24 protein-coding genes and 1 tRNA gene are annotated in these 20,009 nt (G+C 36.5%); 6 read left to right on the forward strand and 19 right to left on the reverse strand.

The window, feature by feature from the left end; genetic code table 11:
- Positions 1 to 56: 56 nt before the first annotated feature.
- A complete protein-coding gene (locus KYI10_09635; protein QYA33961.2) occupies positions 57 to 746 on the reverse strand; it encodes a response regulator transcription factor in 690 nt (229 codons plus the stop codon).
- 99 nt (positions 747 to 845) lie between these two features.
- Here KYI10_09635 and KYI10_09640 point away from each other — a divergent pair, with 99 nt between their 5' ends.
- Positions 846 to 1,511 (forward strand): MIP family channel protein, encoded by a 666-nt coding sequence (locus tag KYI10_09640; GenBank protein ID QYA32592.1) that lies wholly within the window; start codon positions 846 to 848, stop codon positions 1,509 to 1,511.
- A gap of 57 nt (positions 1,512 to 1,568) precedes the next feature.
- Here KYI10_09640 and KYI10_09645 read toward each other — a convergent pair whose 3' ends face one another.
- From KYI10_09645 to KYI10_09675, 7 genes are all read right to left on the reverse strand, one after another.
- Positions 1,569 to 1,931: a hypothetical protein gene (locus KYI10_09645; protein ID QYA32593.1), complete on the reverse strand. Its 363-nt coding sequence runs from the start codon at positions 1,929 to 1,931 to the stop codon at positions 1,569 to 1,571.
- Positions 1,932 to 1,943: 12 nt separating this feature from the next.
- Positions 1,944 to 2,675, reverse strand: a complete 732-nt coding sequence (locus KYI10_09650) for a DUF3169 family protein (GenBank protein ID QYA32594.1) — start codon at positions 2,673 to 2,675, stop codon at positions 1,944 to 1,946.
- A complete protein-coding gene (locus tag KYI10_09655; protein QYA32595.1) occupies positions 2,672 to 2,875 on the reverse strand; it encodes a helix-turn-helix transcriptional regulator in 204 nt (67 codons plus the stop codon). Before KYI10_09655 ends, KYI10_09650 begins: the two co-directional genes overlap by 4 nt.
- A gap of 196 nt (positions 2,876 to 3,071) precedes the next feature.
- Positions 3,072 to 3,425, reverse strand: a complete 354-nt coding sequence (locus tag KYI10_09660; protein QYA32596.1) for a TIGR04104 family putative zinc finger protein — start codon at positions 3,423 to 3,425, stop codon at positions 3,072 to 3,074.
- A 15-nt stretch (positions 3,426 to 3,440) separates the two neighbouring features.
- Positions 3,441 to 4,196 (reverse strand): hypothetical protein, encoded by a 756-nt coding sequence (locus KYI10_09665; protein QYA32597.1) that lies wholly within the window; start codon positions 4,194 to 4,196, stop codon positions 3,441 to 3,443.
- A 45-nt stretch (positions 4,197 to 4,241) separates the two neighbouring features.
- On the reverse strand, positions 4,242 to 4,748 hold the full coding sequence (locus KYI10_09670) for a GNAT family N-acetyltransferase (GenBank protein ID QYA32598.1): 507 nt from the start codon (positions 4,746 to 4,748) through the stop codon (positions 4,242 to 4,244).
- 69 nt (positions 4,749 to 4,817) lie between these two features.
- Positions 4,818 to 4,907 (reverse strand) — tRNA-Lys (locus KYI10_09675).
- 126 nt (positions 4,908 to 5,033) lie between these two features.
- Between KYI10_09675 and KYI10_09680 the strand changes: the two genes are divergently transcribed.
- The 5 genes from KYI10_09680 (at position 5,034) to KYI10_09700 (ending at position 7,647) form a co-directional block, all read left to right on the forward strand.
- Positions 5,034 to 5,402, forward strand: a complete 369-nt coding sequence (locus KYI10_09680) for a hypothetical protein (GenBank protein QYA32599.1) — start codon at positions 5,034 to 5,036, stop codon at positions 5,400 to 5,402.
- Between the two features lie 6 nt (positions 5,403 to 5,408).
- Positions 5,409 to 5,954 (forward strand): hypothetical protein, encoded by a 546-nt coding sequence (locus KYI10_09685; GenBank protein ID QYA32600.1) that lies wholly within the window; start codon positions 5,409 to 5,411, stop codon positions 5,952 to 5,954.
- A gap of 447 nt (positions 5,955 to 6,401) precedes the next feature.
- Positions 6,402 to 6,611, forward strand: a complete 210-nt coding sequence (locus tag KYI10_09690) for a helix-turn-helix transcriptional regulator (GenBank protein ID QYA32601.1) — start codon at positions 6,402 to 6,404, stop codon at positions 6,609 to 6,611.
- Entirely contained in the window at positions 6,608 to 7,129 is a 522-nt protein-coding gene (locus tag KYI10_09695; GenBank protein ID QYA32602.1) for a DUF3278 domain-containing protein, read from the forward strand. The genes KYI10_09690 and KYI10_09695 overlap by 4 nt, the downstream gene beginning before the upstream one ends.
- A complete protein-coding gene (locus KYI10_09700; protein ID QYA32603.2) occupies positions 7,129 to 7,647 on the forward strand; it encodes a hypothetical protein in 519 nt (172 codons plus the stop codon). The genes KYI10_09695 and KYI10_09700 overlap by 1 nt, the downstream gene beginning before the upstream one ends.
- 8 nt (positions 7,648 to 7,655) lie before the next feature.
- Here the strand turns inward: KYI10_09700 and KYI10_09705 are convergent, their stop codons facing one another.
- The 11 genes from KYI10_09705 to groL all read right to left on the reverse strand — a co-directional run bounded on the left by KYI10_09705 (position 7,656) and on the right by groL (position 19,994).
- Positions 7,656 to 8,000, reverse strand: a complete 345-nt coding sequence (locus tag KYI10_09705; GenBank protein QYA32604.1) for an NUDIX domain-containing protein — start codon at positions 7,998 to 8,000, stop codon at positions 7,656 to 7,658.
- Between the two features lie 73 nt (positions 8,001 to 8,073).
- The gene (locus tag KYI10_09710; protein ID QYA32605.1) at positions 8,074 to 9,189 is read right to left on the reverse strand and encodes an alanine racemase; all 1,116 of its coding nucleotides are present in this window, start codon (positions 9,187 to 9,189) and stop codon (positions 8,074 to 8,076) included.
- Entirely contained in the window at positions 9,161 to 10,342 is a 1,182-nt protein-coding gene (locus KYI10_09715; GenBank protein QYA32606.1) for an MFS transporter, read from the reverse strand. Before KYI10_09715 ends, KYI10_09710 begins: the two co-directional genes overlap by 29 nt.
- Positions 10,320 to 11,963, reverse strand: coding sequence for an IucA/IucC family protein (locus KYI10_09720; protein QYA32607.1), 1,644 nt, complete (start codon positions 11,961 to 11,963; stop codon positions 10,320 to 10,322). The genes KYI10_09715 and KYI10_09720 overlap by 23 nt, the downstream gene beginning before the upstream one ends.
- Positions 11,948 to 13,489, reverse strand: a complete 1,542-nt coding sequence (locus KYI10_09725) for an IucA/IucC family protein (GenBank protein ID QYA32608.1) — start codon at positions 13,487 to 13,489, stop codon at positions 11,948 to 11,950. The genes KYI10_09720 and KYI10_09725 overlap by 16 nt, the downstream gene beginning before the upstream one ends.
- Positions 13,490 to 13,593: 104 nt before the next feature.
- On the reverse strand, positions 13,594 to 14,583 hold the full coding sequence (locus tag KYI10_09730; GenBank protein ID QYA32609.1) for an iron ABC transporter permease: 990 nt from the start codon (positions 14,581 to 14,583) through the stop codon (positions 13,594 to 13,596).
- The gene (locus tag KYI10_09735) at positions 14,580 to 15,575 is read right to left on the reverse strand and encodes an iron ABC transporter permease (protein QYA33962.2); all 996 of its coding nucleotides are present in this window, start codon (positions 15,573 to 15,575) and stop codon (positions 14,580 to 14,582) included. Before KYI10_09735 ends, KYI10_09730 begins: the two co-directional genes overlap by 4 nt.
- Positions 15,565 to 16,512 (reverse strand): iron-siderophore ABC transporter substrate-binding protein, encoded by a 948-nt coding sequence (locus KYI10_09740; GenBank protein ID QYA32610.1) that lies wholly within the window; start codon positions 16,510 to 16,512, stop codon positions 15,565 to 15,567. The genes KYI10_09735 and KYI10_09740 overlap by 11 nt, the downstream gene beginning before the upstream one ends.
- A 390-nt stretch (positions 16,513 to 16,902) precedes the next feature.
- Entirely contained in the window at positions 16,903 to 17,847 is a 945-nt protein-coding gene (locus KYI10_09745; protein ID QYA33963.1) for an IS3 family transposase, read from the reverse strand.
- On the reverse strand, positions 17,778 to 18,305 hold the full coding sequence (locus KYI10_09750; GenBank protein ID QYA32611.1) for a transposase: 528 nt from the start codon (positions 18,303 to 18,305) through the stop codon (positions 17,778 to 17,780). Before KYI10_09750 ends, KYI10_09745 begins: the two co-directional genes overlap by 70 nt.
- 69 nt (positions 18,306 to 18,374) lie before the next feature.
- Entirely contained in the window at positions 18,375 to 19,994 is a 1,620-nt protein-coding gene (groL, locus tag KYI10_09755) for a chaperonin GroEL (protein ID QYA32612.1), read from the reverse strand.
- Between the last annotated feature and the right edge of the window lie 15 nt (positions 19,995 to 20,009).

The following is a 20,009-nucleotide window of genomic DNA, read 5'->3' on the forward strand; positions in this document are numbered from 1 at the left end:
TGTAATGAAACGACTGTTAAAATCCTTTAAGAAAAGTTTAAAGAAATCATAAAGATTTATATGAGCATGAATCCAATCCCCCATACCGTCTTAATATATGGTTCATCAGTAATCTGACTGAATTTCTTTCGTATATTCGATACATGGACACTGACAGTATTATCATCACCAACATACGTCCCATTCCCGAGTGCGTTGAATATCTTCTGCTTTGATAACGGTACTTCCGGATGCTTCATTAATATCGTCAATATATCAAACTCAGAATTCGTAAGCTGAATCCCTTTATTATTCAGAGTCACTTCACGTTTCTCAGTGTCCAGCTCCAATGCTCTATGCGTGATAAGACTGCCCCCTTTCTCCACATTCCTAAGCTGTACCATAACACGCGCCAGCACCTCCTCCTGATAGAAAGGCTTTGTAATATAATCATCCGCACCAAGCATCAGCAAGTTCACCTTATGTTCAAGTTCATGCTTAGCCGTAATAATAATCACTTTCGTATTTGTATGATGCTTTATCTCGCCTAGCAACGTTTCACCATTCATGTAAGGCATCATCAGATCCAGCAAGATCAGATCAAACGCCTGTTCCTTAATATACATATAACCTTCTTTACCATCATGTGCCACCGTCACATCATAATGTCCGCTTAATGTAAGCGCTAATAAATCCGCAATATCTCTGTCGTCCTCAATAATTAATATATGTGCCATGACTTCACCTTTTAAGTAAGTTTTACTCATAGTTTAACATCAAATACGATGATGCCAATAAAAAAACAGCATTTGTATTTACAAGTTATTTGTTATAAGATGTACAAATCAGCTTTAGGAGGCAATTTAATGAAAAAGTATTTATCAGAACTATTAGGAACATTTGTATTAGTATTCTTCGGGACAGGGACTGCTGTTATGGCATCACTTAATCCAGACAACAACGTCGGTATATTCGGCATCGCATTTGCATTCGGTTTAACTGTTATCGCAGCAGCATACGCAATAGGTGATATCTCAGGCGGACATTTAAATCCAGCAATTTCGTTTGCGATGTTTTTAGATAAAAGATTATCACTTAAAGACTTTGCGATCTATTCAGTATTCCAGACAATCGGTGCATTACTTGCAACAACATTAATTTGGGCGATTCTTAAGTCATTCAAAACTGAGATTCCATTCTCTTACGGTGCAAACGCGCCTGGCGATTTAACAATCTGGGGTGCTTTCTTAGTTGAAGTTATCCTTACATTTGTATTCGTCTTCGTTGTATTATCAGTAACGAAAACGAAATTTATCGCACCAAGCTTAGCAGTACTTGTAATTGGATTTACATTAACGATGGTACATTTAATCGGAATTCCGTTAACTGGTACATCAGTAAACCCTGCAAGAAGTATCGCTCCAGCGTTATTCACTGGTGGCGAAGCATTATCAACATTATGGATCTTCATCGTAGCACCATTAGTAGGTGCAGCAGTAGCAGCAGTTACACATAACTATTTAGAATCATAAAAAATAATCCAGTACACGTGAATGTGTGCTGGATTTTTTATACACTTTAAAGTTACTTTATTCTTGCTCCGGTTCCATGCCTTTTAATTTTTTCAGCAATACTTTTTTCTGCGACATTGGTATCCAGAAGATTATTTGGCCATCTTCACTCTTTGAAACCTCATATCGATTATAACCTGTTACTTGATACAAACGCTCACGTGGCATATTGAGCCGCTTCACTTCCTGATCAAGCTGTTCATTAATCTCCTCTTCATCGCTTGTCGTGATGAAGAAAGTCATCACTGTACTTATAATAAGGAGCCCATAAGCAATACTCCACCACACACTATCATTTCCCATTACATTAACCATGATATAAATTGTAGATAATATAAGCATAATAATAAATTGTTTCGGTTTTCTCTTTATGTGCCTCATCACGACAGCTCCTTAACGGTTAAACTCTTCGTTCTTCTTATAGTATACAACTGTTGAATAAATAAGTACTGCAGCAATTGCAAACATGGCTAAGTACTGATTTTCCCCAGTAGCTGCTTGATATATTCCTAGCAGCATGAGTATCACTGAAAGCATGAGAATCATAATTTCATATGTCTTTGATAATGAACGTAACATTACTAAGCGTTCACCTTCATCAATGCCATCAATCACTTTCTCCATCAAATTTGGATCTCCAAACTCGATTGACACGTCACTGTTTGTTATCATCGGATATGCCGCTAACACTTTAGCCGTCTGTTTACTGATGAATGTATAAAATATTGCACACGCAATAAAGTATACAGCGAATATGATAATATGTGACGTCTCAGGTTCAATTAATATCGTTATACTTAAACAAAGCGATAATAACAATATATGATAGGCATTCACTACATTTGCTGATGCTTTATTATGATGGGTCACTTGGTAGATAAACCGGTCATCTTCAGATAAATTGATATCACTGTTCATCGCTTTAAATTGATAGATAGACTTAAAATATAAGTATAAGGCAATCACAAATAATATTGGCACGATATACCAAAGGATTCTTATATTATATGTTGCTTGAAGTGATCTTACTGCATCGTAGAGTGCAGGAATACTGTATCCTGCGATAGCACCGAAAGCCATTCCAATCATTATTTTTAGAAATCCACTATTCTTTTTCTTACTCATAACTCATCCTCCTCAAATATAAATATATCTTCTACCCGCTCATTAAATATTCTAGCGATTCTAACAGCGGTCAGTATGGATGGCATGAGATCATCGCGTTCGATAAGTGAAATCGTCTGCCTTGAAACATGCGCAAGTTTGGCAAGCTGGGTTTGATTATATCCCTCTCTTGCACGGAGTTCCTTTAATCGATTCTTCAATAGGCGCAGCTCCTTTCAACCATTTATAATCTAATTGTAATTTATGATAGTCATTTTGACAAGTATATTAGTCAAAATGACTATCACAAATCCCACATGACATTGTCATGTGGGATTATTTTATCGTAATTTTTGTATTCATAAAGTGTGACTAATGAAATTGCAGCAAGTGTGATAGGTGCAAAGCTGACATAGCTTAAAGCGATTTCCTCTTTTGTTTCTTCTCCATCTCCCGAAACTGTTCTTCAAGCAATCCATCTTTCTCAGCGACGAGTTTCAGTGATAACGGAAATAGCACGATGACTAAAGCAAGCGCGATAATCATCAAGACTGTAAGGAAGGGTATGGGTATTTTAATTAGTGGCGCTGCTATGATCAGTATGAGTTCCACTAACAGCATTAATCCATATGATTTCGCCATGCTTTTGTTTGAGATATATTGTCTACCGCCACACTTCGGACATATGACGATAGTATCCGTAGAAGGTTTCCATGCCGCTTTCATGCGTTCTTTAAAAGTGAATTTGTAATTACAGTGTACGCATTTCATCTTTAAGCCCCCCTATTATCTTCTGCTGTTTATTTTGTGCATGCACATCATGGCAAGACCAATTTTACCTTTATCAGTATCTAGGCGATGAAAGATTTCATAGGTATTCATCGTAAGGTTCTGAAATCGTTGTGAATGCTCAAGCGGAACTTGCGTTTCACTTATTTTAAATAAATCATTATGCTGAAGGTCGTTTGTTAATGCTTCAGTTTTAATTATGTCTTGTGTATCCTTATATTTGATTTCATAGACATAGCGCATTGCTGATTGAAATAATCTTTGATGGATTGTCGCTATTTCATTTCCTTCATCTCGTATCGTCATTGTTTGCTGGAAGCATCCTTTGACCTTTACAGTGCATAATCTATTGTTCGATGCATCAACGAGCGCGTATTTTCCTGGTGCAAGTTGATTACTGATGAAGATGGTAAAGATTGCGTTGCTTACTTTATTCAAGGCTATAAGTCTACCAAGAAATTTGCCATCGACACTATATATAAGCAGTTGTTTTGTTAGGCTAACTTCAGCGTTGATCACGAAATGTTGATAATGATAAATATCGTCTGTCTGATGTGTCTCATCTTTCGCGTGAGTATGACGGTATTTACGATGATATAAGAGCCCTAACCCCATGAATAATATGGTAAAAATACCCGTTGAAATACTTTGCATCATTTCTTCGTTCAAGTAGAGATAGATTGTAACAATGAACATCAATACAGAAATTGATAAATAGATCATCATCGCCTTTTTAAATTGTCTACCAAGCAACTCGATCACCTCTCACCTAAAATATACCATATCGAGGATAAAATTCTATATATTTTTTAACATGATAATATCTATCTGTTCGTCGTCGCCCATGAAAAACGTATGTTGGTCGACTTTTGTAAAGCCCATCTTCTGATAGAAATCAATGGCGTTTGTATTCTTCTCCCACACACCGAGCCAGATGTGTTCACATGATAATGCACGTGCTTTTTGAAGTGCATGCTGGTATAGTGCTTTTCCTAATCCATGTTTCTGAAATTGCTTCAGAATATAGATACGCTCAATTTCCAGATGATGTTCATCAAATGGTTCAGTCTGTGCGTCCTTTATATTTAACTTTAAATAGCCGGCAAGCTGTTCTTCATGAAATATAAAATAGAAGAATGAATGTGGATTTGAAAGTTCTCGTTCTACTTTTTCATCTGTAAAAGCCGTCTTCAAGTAATGATCAATATTTTCTTTTTTATTTTGAGCTCTAAACGTTTCATCAAATGTCTGATATGCGATATGCTGCAATGCTTGCTTGTCCTCTATTGTACATGGTTGAATCATGTCATCACTCCTTTTGTTAAAATATAACATAAAAAAAAGACCAGAACATCATGTTCTGATCTCGGTCTACGGAGGGAGAAGGATTTGAACCAACGCAAGCTATAAAGCTTCTAACCGATATAAATATCGGTCCCCTTAACCAGGCTTGGGTATCCCTCCAAAATTCAATTACCTGAATATTATATGATAAAAACAGACATATTTCAAGTTTATTGTTAAATTTTCTTTGTCTAATTTAAAATGTTATTATAAAGTGAAATTAACAGTATATAAAGGAGTGGACACATGAAACGATTAAGCTATATCGTAATATTAACATTATTACTTGCAGCATGCGGGAATGCGAAAGAAAAAGAGGCACCAGATGTATCTGGTGAGAATGTTAAGAAGTATGACCTCGTCTATGCAGAAGTGCTGAATAACGGCAGTGAGAGCAAGATGTCCATGGAAGTCGGTTACAAGGACAACAACAAGTTAAAATCTAAGCGATTTGATACAGAGAATGTCACGGAGCACATTCTTAAAGATGAAAGTGCTAAACCATATATTTTAATTAAGAAAAATGATGTTCACATTTTCAGACAGCCATATATCATCTTTGATAACGAAGGTGAATTTGATGCTAAAGTCGAGAAGAAATCTGTTGTGGAGTAGATGACTATGAAGCTATTAAAAATATTTGCGATTGTGATGTTATTGATGCTAATACCCGAAACCATTGATGCAGGGGGTACGACGAGTTCGTCGGGTTCATCGTCAACGAGTTCGAGTGCGAGCAGCAGTGCAGCCCGTGCTTCAACGACTTCAAGAGCGGCAATGAATGCATCACGCATCAACACAATGAGTCGAATGAACAGTACATCACGTATGAGTTCTTCGAGAAATATGCAGCGTGCAAAATCAAACGCAGTAACCCTTGCACCTCCTATGCGCTGTAAATTTTCTGGACCAATGAAATATCAAGCTGCTCATAATCAGTTCGTGAACAATCAAATATTTTACGGTGCTATGTACGGACATTCTTCAAACGTGCAAAGACAGCAAGCTTTAATCAGACAACAACTCGGCAACCGAAAATCGTATACGATAAGCGTTAAGCGAAATGGAAGAGAACGCTTATATGTCGTGTCAAAAGAAATTTATGATCGTATAGAAAGTGGCGATACGGTGCATATTAAAAATGGTGTCGTGACATTGAAAGAGTAAGGTAGGTATGGGAGTTTGTAGCGTAGGAGGGGTTGCAGCGTATGGAGGGTGTCGCGTGTTGGGGTGTAGGTGACGAACTTGCAAATTGTTCGACACTTACACATGGCCGTCGCACATATTTTGACTGCTAGGTGCCGAACTTTCACATTGTTCGGCACTTACACATGGCCGTCGCACATATCTCGGCTGCTAGGTGACGAACTTGTACATTGTTCGACACTTACACATGGCCGTCGCACATATTTTGACTGCTAGGTGCCGAACTTTCACATTGTTCGGCACTTACACATGGCCGTCGCACATATCTCGACTGCTAGGTGGCGAACTTTCACATAGTTCGTCACTTTTTTCATAACTAAATAAAATGTCACATATATTTGACACTCTAAAAAATATGTTATATATTGTATATGTCATATATATACGACATTTCTAGGAGAAAATAATATGAACAATGTACGTACATACAGAAAAGAGCTTAAACTTTCACAATTGGATCTTGCAAAAAAGGTTCAAGTTTCAAGACAAACTATTAATTTAATTGAGAATGATAAGTACAATCCCTCACTTGATTTGTGCATCAAAATTGCGAAAGCTTTAAATACTGATTTAAACACCCTATTCTGGGTAAACATCGAAGGAGCAGATTCAGAATGAAAAAATTAGATTGCGATTATCTTTCCGCATTTACTGGGTTAGATATGACAAATGACGAATACCAACGCCAGCAAGGATATATAATTTTAACTAACTGTTTTAATTATATTTTTTTACTCATTCCTATCTTGTTGTTAGGCAGTTTAGCTTGGGATTTATATCATCAAATTATCTCTGCCGGAACGATAATTTTTTTTATTACACAGCAAGTTTTAAGCATATTTGTTCTTAATCATATTAGAAAAACCAAGGTTGATATATCAGAATATTATACACATGATGACTATAAAGTTGAATTAAAAAAGGTGAAATTACAAAGCGTTAAAATCGGATTATACTGGGGTAGTACGATGTATCTGCTTATGGAAGTTTTATTCAAATTAATTTCTGGAGAAAAGTATGAATTCAGTTGGTTTAACCTGCTTATATGGGTTCTCGGTGGTGCTTTCTTTGGTACAATGATGTATTTTGTAGCTCGAACAAAAATAAAAAAAGTAACAGAAGATGAGGTGGAGTAATGTATACCATCAATGAAAAAGTAATGAAATATCATGTAGGCTATGTCAATGCTCGTGATGAATATCAAAAGTCAATTATTATCAAGATTTTAGCTAAAGCTGCAGTAATTAGTTTCTATTTATTACTTACATCTTGCTACATCAGTTTAATTAGTGATGTAATCTTTAAGCAACTATCAATTGCAACACCTTTATTATTCCTGTTATTCCTTTTTATCTTTTTATATACTTCCGTCTTAAGCAATAAATTGATGAAAACAATTCATAATCAATATGTGGAAGTATATGATGAGGCACATTATAAACTTTCTATCAATTCTTTGAAGTTAAAAAGCGTTCATATATTTCTATTGCTCGTTTTATCCAGTCTTATATACGAATTATATGTAGGCCACTTATTTTTCAATCAACCTATTATGCTTGATTTCTTCGACGTTCTAGGCGCTATGGCTCAAGCATCTATATTGACTGTAGCATTATATTTTTTAGGAAAACTAATGATAAACAAAAAATATTAAAGGAGTCTTTAAAATGATTCTTTTTCATTAATATCTATATACTTCACATCAGTAATTTCGCTGTTCATGTGAATTTCTCCAATATCATCGGCATAACGATAACAACGTAATTCCACTGTTTTATCTGTATCCGGATATGCTAGACCGGTCACGGTATATAAGTACAGCATGTTTTCTCTATCAAGTTGTAAGCTCAACTCTTCTCGCAACTCTCTTTCTAATGATGTACGGTCATCTTCCCCCGTTTCAATTTTTCCTCCCGGTAAATAGTAATGCTCATTCTCTCTAACTTTTACGAGTAATAACTTACCATCTTTCATATGTACTAAATTCGCGCATTTGTAATGTATCATCGTCATCCTCCTCTTTTCTATTATACATTAACACAAAAATAACCCGAGTATTCTTCATACTCGGGTTTCCTCCTCACCCTACAAACACGATTTCTGGTTGTGGGTGTGACAAAAAGTTTATATGGCTGATGTCGTATCCATATGCGCCGGCATTATGGAATATGACCCAGTCTCCTGTGTTTATTGTGTCTACTTCATACTTTTGTCCGAAAACGTCATTTGGTGTACATAGTTTTCCTACGTAATACGTAGAGGCGTTACTCAATGTCTTCTTACGTTTTTGCTGACTATCAGTTTGATATATACTATGTGCATGGTGATGGTTCCATGCTTTTGGAAATCTGAAATGATGTGTCCCACCATTTAGTAGTACAAAGTTTTCGTGATGCATCGTTTTTATGTCATATACATTTGCAGCATAATATCCAACTGGTCCGACGGTATAACGTCCGAGTTCAAATTTCATGCGTGGTAATTCATTTACCGCTTCACAAAGCTGTTCAAAATTAAACGTTTCAATTTCCTGATAATCTATTCCAATTCCGCCACCGACATTAATAATTACGTCGCCATCAATTGCAGAATGCTGATAGTTTAATGCCTGTTCAATAAACGCCACGTGTTTTTGTGCATCGAGATTGTTACTCATCGCATGAAAGTGAAGTCCTTCAAAGTGCAGATGTGGCGCATCCTGAATAATGTCCATTGCTTCAAATATTTCTTCTTCCGGCAATCCAAATTGCGTTGCGCCTGACATTTTTAATGTTGCATTTGTGTTCACTGCTGCTAAATTGATACGTAGACTTATATTAAGGTCATATTCATAATATGTTGTTAATGTGCTGAGTGTATCAAGTTCAATCAAACTTTCCACCTGAACAGATGAGACATTTCTTGTAATTGCAAATTCCAGATCTTCACTTGTTTTAACCGGTCCACCGTATATAATTGCTGCATCACTTGATATTTGTCTTACTTTTTCAATTTCACCGATGGATGCGACTTCAAAACCTTTTACATATGGTAACAGTGTATTGAGTATTCGATGATGACTGTTCGCTTTCACAGCATAATATACATCGTGATTGAGCATTGATGTAATGCTTTCGATACGTTCTTCTAATGCTTGTAAGTCGTAAATGTAGTAATCTTTATTCGTATTACTTAACACTTTGTATATATGTTCCATCTCTTTTCTCCTCCCATTTCATATAGATGCATAGTAACGTCACACACACTAATCCGATGAACATTGTTGTAAACATAACATTAATACCGAATGTAGTATATAGATACGTAAGCATCATCCCACCAAGTGGTATAAATCCTCGGTCCATCATCGTAACGGAGAGTACTGTTCCTTTATATTGTTCTTCAGTATATTGCTGCACTAAAACGCGGTGCGTCGTTCTGAATCCTTGCGATGCAAATCCCATAATAAAAATTGCAATCATAAATATATAGGTGTGCTGCACCAGCATCATCACAATGGACAGTGAAAAGAGTACCGACCACTGAATTAATGCGCATATCGTTGTCTGTTTATGCTGATTCATAAAGCACATCAGTACGGTAACAGAACCGAGTGCGAGTACCGCTGTGTACACCGCATACGTCAGCGCACCTTGATTTAATGTTTGTTTCACTATAATCGGCAGGACAATTGTGAAGGAAAAGCCGAAAAACATCGATATCATACTCGTAATCATAATATGCAGGATGACTTTATGTGTTTTAAAATATTGCACAATATTATGCTCCTTATATTGGACGTTTTGGTGTGGCAATGTTTTATTGAGTAATATAACGCACACACTGCTTAATACTGGTATGAGCAGCAATAGTTCATATGTCGTGTACGCGAGCAATATTCCACCGATGAACGGACCGATAATTCGCGTTATATTAATGAGTAATGCATTCATGCTGATAATTTGTTTTAATTTGTCTGCTGCTGTAAAGTTCGGCAATACTTTATTTCTCTGTATATTATCAATTGACTGAACGTAAGCACGTACAGCAATAACCGCATAAATCATATAAAGCTGTCGTTCATAAAAACTAAAACAAAGTATCACCGTCAGCAAAATGTTACAAGCATGAACAGTATACATCAGCTTAATGGCCTGCATACAGTCCACTACTTTTCCGGTAATAAACGCGAAGATTAATTGTGGTAATAAGCGCATCATATTCAGCAATGCGAGCGCCATCGGATCATGTGTTATTTGTAGTATCGCCCAGTTAAGTACAATAATATCAATCCAGTCACTCGTCCGCTGTATGAGCTGTCCTAGGAAAAAACGCTGCAGCGGCTGATTATTTCTTAATAAACTGCGCATGTAGCGGGTTTTCCTTATAGATGTATAAATCATTTTTGTCGGACGATAAACGCATCGTCATCAATGCTTTTTGTTTGAGATGCGCTGACGTAAAGCTTTCAAAGTCCTGCTGAATATCATTACCACTCAGCATTTCAAATGTATGCATAAGCAATTCTGCTGCAATGCGCCATAGTTCATCGGGGTGCAGTTCATAATCTTGTGAGATGTGATCGATAACGGTCGTTAAATGATTCGCTATCAACGTATTGACGACCTTTTCGTGCATTCCTTCTGTTGTCGTGCATGTTAGTCCTTCATTTAACTGTAATTTACCTGCTGTTCTTGATATATCAATTCGTAATCCACCGAAGTCTCTATAATATAGATGGACCGGATTACCATTTAAAAATGCGATTGAAATATTCTGCATATGTGCCTCAAGACCAATTCCATACGTCGCCATTAAAGGGATCGCCGTATGGAGCAGCAATTTCGTATAACGATAAAACCATGCTGAAGCACTTTGATTGGACTGATAGATTAAGCGCTTATAAATTTTATCGTCTGTCTCATCACGCTCAAACAGACAAGTCGCAGCGAATACATCATCATACTGTTTGAATTCCTGAGTACTGTTCTCTCTTAATATGAAGGATAAATTACGTTGTTTCGCTTCACTTTCATGTTCATATGTCATACCACCATATTCCATTATCGGCGTACTCAACTGCGCAAGTGCATCATCACTCTCATATATCCACTTAAAATAGTCGCTAATCGCTTTACTGTTGATGACACTATTGTTACTGATGGAACGAATCGTTGATGTCATCTGTGAATGAACAGGTAACTTCACAATCGGATAACGTGCATCAATTGGGCATACCGTCCTGAATGATGATGTACTTTTCACGCGTCCACCTTCGTAATCAAGCATAATAATATCTTGTGCTGCAATCTCTTCTTTGTACACTTCCGGCAATATATGCTCATATTGATACGGATGTACAGGGATCAAATGATATGCATCGTCGATAGCATTCTGATACCCACTGAATGCAATCAACTGCTCTATTTGATCATCTTCTAAATTATTGAACAGTATGTCCTTTTTAACGAGTATCCAGTTCAATTCAAATGTATGATTATACTCAGGCGCATAACGCATGACCGCTTCATATGACATGCCGAGTTTCGTCTTTGCACAAGGATGAATATTGTGACCTGTAACGACCCATTGTTCTCCTTTTAAAAGAGGATGATCCGCCTTTTCTATATGTGCGCAATGAATGAAACTTAATGACTGGTTAATGAGATGATTTTCAATCTCTGCTATAAATGAGGTATAGTCATAAGCTGTTGATTGCGCAGCACACCATTTCAGAAATTCAAGCGGATCAGTAATTGTTTCGTCATTAACAGTTACACTTCCTGTCACTTTATCATAATAAAAGAAAGCATCACTGGTCATAAATGCAGCTTTGTCCTCATGATTTGAAACGAGTGTAAACGGGTGAATTTGTTCTTCTATAATTGCACGGATAATCTTATCCATCGTTAAATGTTTTGCACGCTGTATATCATGTATAATTTTAGAACCTATTTCATTGCTATGAGATTGTACTATGCTTTCCCACATCGAAAGTCCTCCTTCATTAAAGGATTCTTTATTTCTGAATATTTATAATCATAACTATCTCCGTACAGACGCATTTTAAGTAGTGATTTCACTTTAAGTTTTCTTTGTTTCAGAACATTCACAGGTGGCTTATAAGTGTCGTTAATCGTGGCAATCTCCTGATAGATAGTGTCATAGAGTTTTTGTTCATTTGCGAAAGTTGATAAAGGTTTTATGAGCTGGAACAGATGATTGTATAGTACTGCATGTGTGAATACTGAAAGTAAATCTTCAAAATCATTAGTAAATAATCCTGTACGCTTATCAATATGAACCGAATCATCGGATATTCTAATACCTCCAAAGTCACGAATATATATCGCTTTCGGCACACCGTATTCTAAAACGATAGAACTATTCTGCATATGCGCTTCCAGACTGATCTGATGTTCGAGCATGAGTCGATAAGTTGCTTTAAGTAGTATGTGCGTGTACTTTTCGAAGAATATCATTGCTGCCGCTTCACGTGAAATACGCTGATGATGCCTTATAATATCAATCGCCTCAATCACAATTGCCTGATCAGTAATAAAGCTCTTTGAAATTAAGCTTGCACAAACAACCGCATACTGATGATTTTCATAAGAAATGGTTTCTCTCATCATATAACTTAATTTATTTTCGTGTGGTGATTGCTCCAAATAAGTACCGCCCAGATCCTGCTGTATAAAACATCCATCATATTGCTCGTACAATTTGCTGACATATTTCCCAAGTAATACACCGTTATGAATTGATGCTGGGGATACGTTACGCACTGCGCTTGTCGCCTGTGCATTTACAGCAGCTTTAATGACACACTTGAACATTGGTACGTATAACGTTCGAAATGATAACAACGGATAGCCCGTTACTGATAAACTTTCAATCGGGATACATGTTTTGCTATTTAATAACGAGGTATGTTCGTTGAAGTAATGGTTAAGCTGCCATTCATGAATGAATATAATCTCTGGGTGCTTTATATTATATTGTGCTGCTATTTCGTAAATCTGTTCCATATAGCTAACTGGGAGTTGTACAGTTCCGAAGTGTCCTGCTAATGACTTATCGATAATCAGAGGTATAATTTTTACGCAATTTCTGAATTCTGGTGCATAACGGAGTACTGATTCATAAGTTAATCCAAGTTTTGTTTTCGTCATAGGATGAAAAGGATGTCCTAACGTAACACATTGTTCGAATATCGTTGCTTTCACATTAAAATGATGCGCAAATTCGAATATATTTTTAAATTGTCCACCAAATTGCTGTCTGTCTTCTTCGTATTGAATCAAACTTAACGTCAAATTATGTATTGAATCTGTAATTTCTTTTTCAATCTCTCCAAAGTCTTCTGTTTCAATGCGTTCAACAATACTGCATGCTTGAATTCGACCATTGATCTCTCGCTCAGCTTCCGAGTAATATTTCTTTAATGTCTGTTCATCCAAATGTTTAAAGTAATGCAATGCTTTATTTTTTAATGTTTCCGGAATTAAATGCATAAATAAACTCCTTTTTTTGTAAATGAAAAATAAAAGAATCCAGCACAAGACAAGAAAATCATAAAATCATTTTCTTGTCATTGTGCCGGATTCCAATCTATCAATTAACGTTGCTTAAATCGTTTACTAAACAACAAATATATAAAGAATGGTGCACCGATAAGAGCAGTGAATACACCTGCTGGAATTTCAACTGGTAAAAATATTGTTCTACCTATCAAGTCACTTAACAGTAAAATCACACCACCGATGACACCACTCGTAAATACAAACTGCGTAAATGAATGATGCTTTATTTTTTTCGCGATGTGTGGTGCGATTAAACCAACAAACTGAATACCACCTACGAAGCTTACACTTATTGCCGTAAGGATACTGACACAAACAAGCGTTAATATTGTCATGCTTTGATAACTTAATCCTAATCCATGTGACATGCTGTAACCTAACTGATGAATATCCAGATGCCTCGTATAATATGCCATCACAATCATAACGATGATGATGATCAGCGTTATGACAATAACTTGATAATATTCAGCAAGATGTACGGAACCTGTAATCCATATTTGAGCCTGCGCACTTCTTTTATTAGAAGACATAATGAGAAACATTATTATCCCCTGAAAGAAGATATTCATGCAGATACCAAGCAGTATAAGACGTTCCTTTAAGAACGTGCACTTTAATGCGAAGTGATATAACACGAATGTGACGAGAATTGCACCGACAATAGATGCGATACTTTGAAACGCTATCGGAAATAGTAATTGTTCTGTCGCAGTTGTCAGTATAATCAAGAAGAATAAACTACCGACGACCGCTCCTTGTGAAATCCCGATAACGTCAGGTGAAGCCAGTTCATTTTTAGTAATTCGCTGCAGCAAACATCCGGCTACACCAAGCGCCGCACCTGCTATTATAGCAAGCAGTACTCTCGGTAAACGCAGCGAGCGAATAATTAAATTCGTATACGTATCACTCTGACCCGCAAAACTTTTTACAATTTCAACCGGATGAATGAAACCATCACCAAACATTAGTCCTATCATCATTACAAGCAGCAGCAATATAATATTCACGATATATTTCATGACATCTGCTCCTTACGCTTAAGAATCAAATAGAAGAATATCGGTGAACCTATCATCGCTGTTGCAATTCCAACCGGTATCTCCTGAGGAAATAACAGATAACGGCTCAGTATATCACTTGTAACGAGTAGTACTGCACCGATCAGTCCTGCAGCTGGTAACAGCACAATATGATTATGACTTGAAACCATCATTTTCGTAATGTGGGGTGTAATCAGACCAATAAATGCAATCGGACCTGCAATTGCAACAGATGCACCACTGAGTAAAGCAACACTCAGCATAGTAATAAACTTAATACGCAGTATATTCCCACCGACCGACTTTAATGCCGTATCGTCCAGATAATAAACATTCAAATTTTTAATGTTATAAATCGTGAGCGTTATTCCAATAACAATAAAAGGCCATAAATGTGTGAGTATCGATAATTTCTTATTGCTAACTGCACCACTTAACCAGTAGATTACTTGTTCAATCGCTGATTCATTGTAAATGAGTAACCCTTGTGTTACTGCCATACAAAAAGCACTAATACTTGCACCAAACAACGTTAGTTCCATTATTGATAATGGTCTTACCGGTAATGTCGTTGCTCCGACAATCATCGCAGCAACAACACATGCACCGATAAATGCGATAACACTTAATTGAAATGTTCCATTAATATTAAATATGACGATTGCAGTAACAACGAATAAACTCGCACCACTATTAACACCCATAATCCCCGGACTCGCAAACGGATTACGCGTCACGGTCTGAATGAGTACACCACTTATCCCGAGCATCAACCCGATCAGTGCTGCAAGAAGTGTTCTTGGCAATCTTAAGTTCATTAGAATATTGTGATCGTCGATGTGCTGGTTTTGAAATAATGCATGAAACACATCTGACACAGTAAAAACTTTATAACCAAACATTAAACTGCATATCATACTGACAATTAACAGCAATGAAAGTAAAACTAACTTTATGCCATTACTTTGCACTTAAAATTTTGTCCTTTAAATCATCAAGCATCATATGTGCTGATAATACACCACCTGAAGTGTTCCAGATTGAGTCGTCAACTTTCATTGCATGGTTTTGTTTTGAAGCCTTTAATGCTTTGAATGCAGGATCATTAACCCATTCTTTCTCTACAGCTGTAACATCTTCTTTCGGTGTATTGAATGTGAAGTAGAATAAGTAATCGCCATCCATTGCGCTAATACGCTCTTTCGTTAAACCTTTTTCTGCAAAATCATCTTTATCCTGACCTTTAGGACGCTTTAAACCTACTTCATCTAAAATAACACCAGAGAATGTATCTTTATGGTAAATTCTTACGTCACCCGGCATGAAACGAACCATTGAGATTTCTGAATTAATCTTGTCTCCTAAAGCTTCGCGTGTTTTATCAACATGTTTCGTGTAATCAGCTAATACTTCTTTCCCTTTATCTTCTTTGTTTACAGCTTTCGCGTATAATTTGAAGTTCTCTTTCCAGTCACCACGTAACTCTTCAGAGAATACAGTTGGTGCAATCGCTGATAACTTTTTATATTGTGCTTCTTGTCTGAATTTGTTTCCGATAATTAAGTCTGGTTTTAGCTTAACAATACGCTCAATATTGATTTCACTTTCATTACCGACTGGTTCGATACCTTTATATTTATCCTTTAAGTGATCATACCATGGATCTCCAGCGTAAGAATTTGCTGCTCCGACAGGTTTTACACCTAATGCAATAAGCGCTTCAGTACCTTCGTTCGTTAACACGACAACACGCTTCGGATCTTTTGGTACTTCAGTTGTACCCATAGCATGTTTAACAGAAACTGTATCCTTTGAACCGTCTTTCTTCTCTTCCTTTGATGCAGATGGATTACCACATGCAGCAAGTAATGTGATAAATGCGATGAATAATATGTATAACTTTTTCATTCCTTAACCTCCTGTAATTGAGAATTATTATCATTGATAATTCTTCTCAATTGTAAAGATGATAAATAAAATTGTCAACGAAAATTGTACATTTTTTAAGTACATGTTCAAATGATTAGGCTGTTGTCTGAGGAAGTAGCTTTGAGCGAGGAAGATGTTGATTGACTTGGCTCATGTTTTTATTTTATGAGCCAACTTGATTAACATTACTCTGGTCTCAGGGATACCTTGGCTCATGTTTTTATTTTATGAGCCAACTTGAGCAGCTCTACTCTGGTCTTAGGGGCATCTTGGCTCATGTTTATTTTTTACGAGCCAACTTGAACCACTATCCATAAACAAAAAAACCGACCATCATTTTGTAGTGAACCCAAAAAGTTGAACTTTTTATTAAGCTACTTTCATTAAAGCAAGATTTCTGTATTCTACAGGAGTCTTGCTTTTTAATTTTCTCTTCTTTCTGACTAAATTATAATACTCCATATAGTCAATAATCTCCTCTTCTAGTTCATCATAAGAATCAAATGTTTCTCCATAAAACATTTCTTGTTTTAAAATACCAAAGAAATTCTCCATCGGAGAATTATCAAGACAATTACCTTTTCTAGACATGCTTTGAATAATTCTATTCTTTTTCAAAGATTGTACCCAAGATTTATGCTGATATTGCCACCCTTGATCGGAATGGATTGTAGTTCTATAGGGAAGGTCTGGAATTACATTAATTGCTTTTAACAATGATTCCATAACGAATTCCAATGTTGGACGCTTACTAATTGAATAAGAAATAATCTCTTTCGAACATACATCAAAAATTGTTGACAGATATAGCTTAGTTCCATTTTTAATGTTGAATTGTGTTACATCAGTAAGTAATTTTTGATATGGGCGATTAGTTACGAATCTGCGATTCAATTTATTCTTAGCTGTTTTGCCAACTTTCCCTTTGTACGACTTATATGTTCTATTTCTATGCTTAAACTTTGTACAAAGTAAATTATTTTCTCTCATTATTCTAAGAACTTTTTTATGGTTAACTACAAAACCTAACTCTCTTAGTTCGTCGGTTACTGTACGATAACCTATCCTATTTTTATGTTTGTTAATGATTTCTTTAATCAAAGTAATTAAATAATTGTCTTTATGTTTAGTGACACTAAGTCGTAATTTCCAATAATGGTATACACTTTTCGCTATCATAGCTACTGATAATATTTCTTTTAACTTATAGTTAGATTCATTCCTTAACTCAATAATAGCAGCTACTATTTCTTTGTTTGATTTTTTCGAGCTAAGGATTGTAACTTTTTTTCGAGAGCAATTGCGATTTCTAATCTCCTGTTTTCCTCACGTAAGCGTATTAATTCTTGTCGTTCACTTTCGTTTAAACTAGTGTTATCAACCTTTTTATTTTTCATAGTTTTAGACGCACGACCCTTCGGTTTTGATTCTAAACCTAGGATACCATATTGATTGTATTTCATCTGCCACTGAGCTATTAAAGTAGGATTAGTAATATCAAAGATTCTAGCAGTTTCTTTATATGAAAGTTGATTAGTAATTCTATACTGAATGATTCTTAATTTTTCATCTGTTGAATATTTCTTTCTGGTCATACTGGATATAAGACCGTCAATACCGAAGGTATCAAATTGGTAAGTCCATGTTTTTAGTTGTGAAGGATCGATATCATATTTGTTACTTAATGAATCATAACCAATATTTCCTTCTTTATATTCTTTGATTAGTTTTAATTTAAAATCAAGATCATGCTTTTTATTCAAAATAAACACCCCTAAAGTTGAATTTTAAGGTTCAACTTTAGGGGTGCACTTCATTTCTGATGATCGGTATATTTTAAATTACATCATTCCTGGCATGCCGCCCATTCCCATGTCTGGTGCTGGGTTATCTTCTGGCATTTCTGCTACTACTGCCTCAGTTGTTAAGAACATTGCCGCAACACTTGCTGCGTTTTGTAATGCTGAGCGCGTTACTTTTGTTGGGTCAACGATACCTGCGTCGATCATGTTTACCCACTCATCCGTTGCAGCGTTATAGCCGACACCTGTTTCAGCGTGTTTAATCTTCTCAACAATCACTGAGCCTTCAAGTCCTGCATTCTCAGCGATTTGACGGATTGGTGCTTCAAGTGCTTTCAGTACGATCTTCACACCTGTCGCAACGTCGCCTGTTGCTTCAACTGCTGCAACCTTGTTGTAGATAGATACTAATGCTGTTCCTCCACCTGCAACGATACCTTCTTCTACTGCTGCGCGTGTAGAGTTTAATGCATCTTCGATACGTAATTTGCGTTCTTTAAGTTCTGTTTCAGTTGCAGCACCGACTTTAATCACTGCAACACCACCTGCTAGCTTCGCTAAACGTTCTTGTAACTTCTCTTTATCGAATTCAGAAGTTGTTTCTTCGATTTGAGCTTTTAATTGTCCAACACGTGCATCGATGTTTGAAGCATCGCCGCGTCCTTCAACGATTGTTGTGTTATCTTTCGTTACATGAACTTTACTAGCGTTACCTAACATTTCTACTGTTGTGTCTTTTAATTCTAATCCAAGGTCGTCAGTAATCACTTGTCCACCTGTAAGAATCGCTAAGTCTTCTAACATCGCTTTACGACGGTCACCAAATCCTGGTGCTTTAACTGCTACTGCAGTGAATGTTCCGCGTAGACGGTTCAATACGATGTTTGTCAGTGCGTCGCCATCAACGTCTTCAGCTACGATTAAGATTGGACGTGATGTTTGAACGACTTGTTCTAAGATCGGTAAGATGTCCTGGAATGAAGAGATCTTCTTATCTGTAATTAAGATGTAAGGATTCTCTAAGTCTGCAATCATCTTATCTGAATCTGTTACCATATAAGGTGAAGCATAGCCACGATCGAACTGCATACCTTCAACGACTTCAAGTTCAGTCTTGAATCCTTTAGATTCTTCGATTGTGATGACACCGTCGTTACCGACTTTCTCCATCGCTTCAGAGATGAACTGACCGATTTCTTCGTCAGCTGCTGAGATGCTACCTACTTGCGCGATTTCTTCTTTGCTTGATACTGCTTTAGAGATTGCTGCAAGTTCTTCTAGTGCTACTGCTACTGCTTTATCGATACCTTGACGAATACCAACTGGGTTAGCGCCACTCGTTACGTTCTTCAGACCTTCTTGAATCATGGCTTGTGCGAGTACCGTTGCAGTTGTCGTACCGTCACCAGCAATTTCATTTGTCTTGTTCGCTACTTCAGCAACAAGTTTTGCACCCATGTTCTCATAAGGATCTTCTAATTCAATTTCTTTCGCAATTGTTACACCATCATTTGTAATTAAAGGTGCAACAAACTTCTTATCTAATACAACGTTACGTCCTTTAGGTCCAAGTGTTACTTTAACTGCGTCTGCTAATTTATCTACACCTGCAAGCATTGCTCGTCTTGCATCTTCAGAAAACTTAATCTCTTTAACCATTAGTTAATTCCTCCA

This window comes from Macrococcus sp. 19Msa1099, from assembly GCA_019357535.2.
Classification (GTDB): domain Bacteria; phylum Bacillota; class Bacilli; order Staphylococcales; family Staphylococcaceae; genus Macrococcoides; species Macrococcoides psychrotolerans.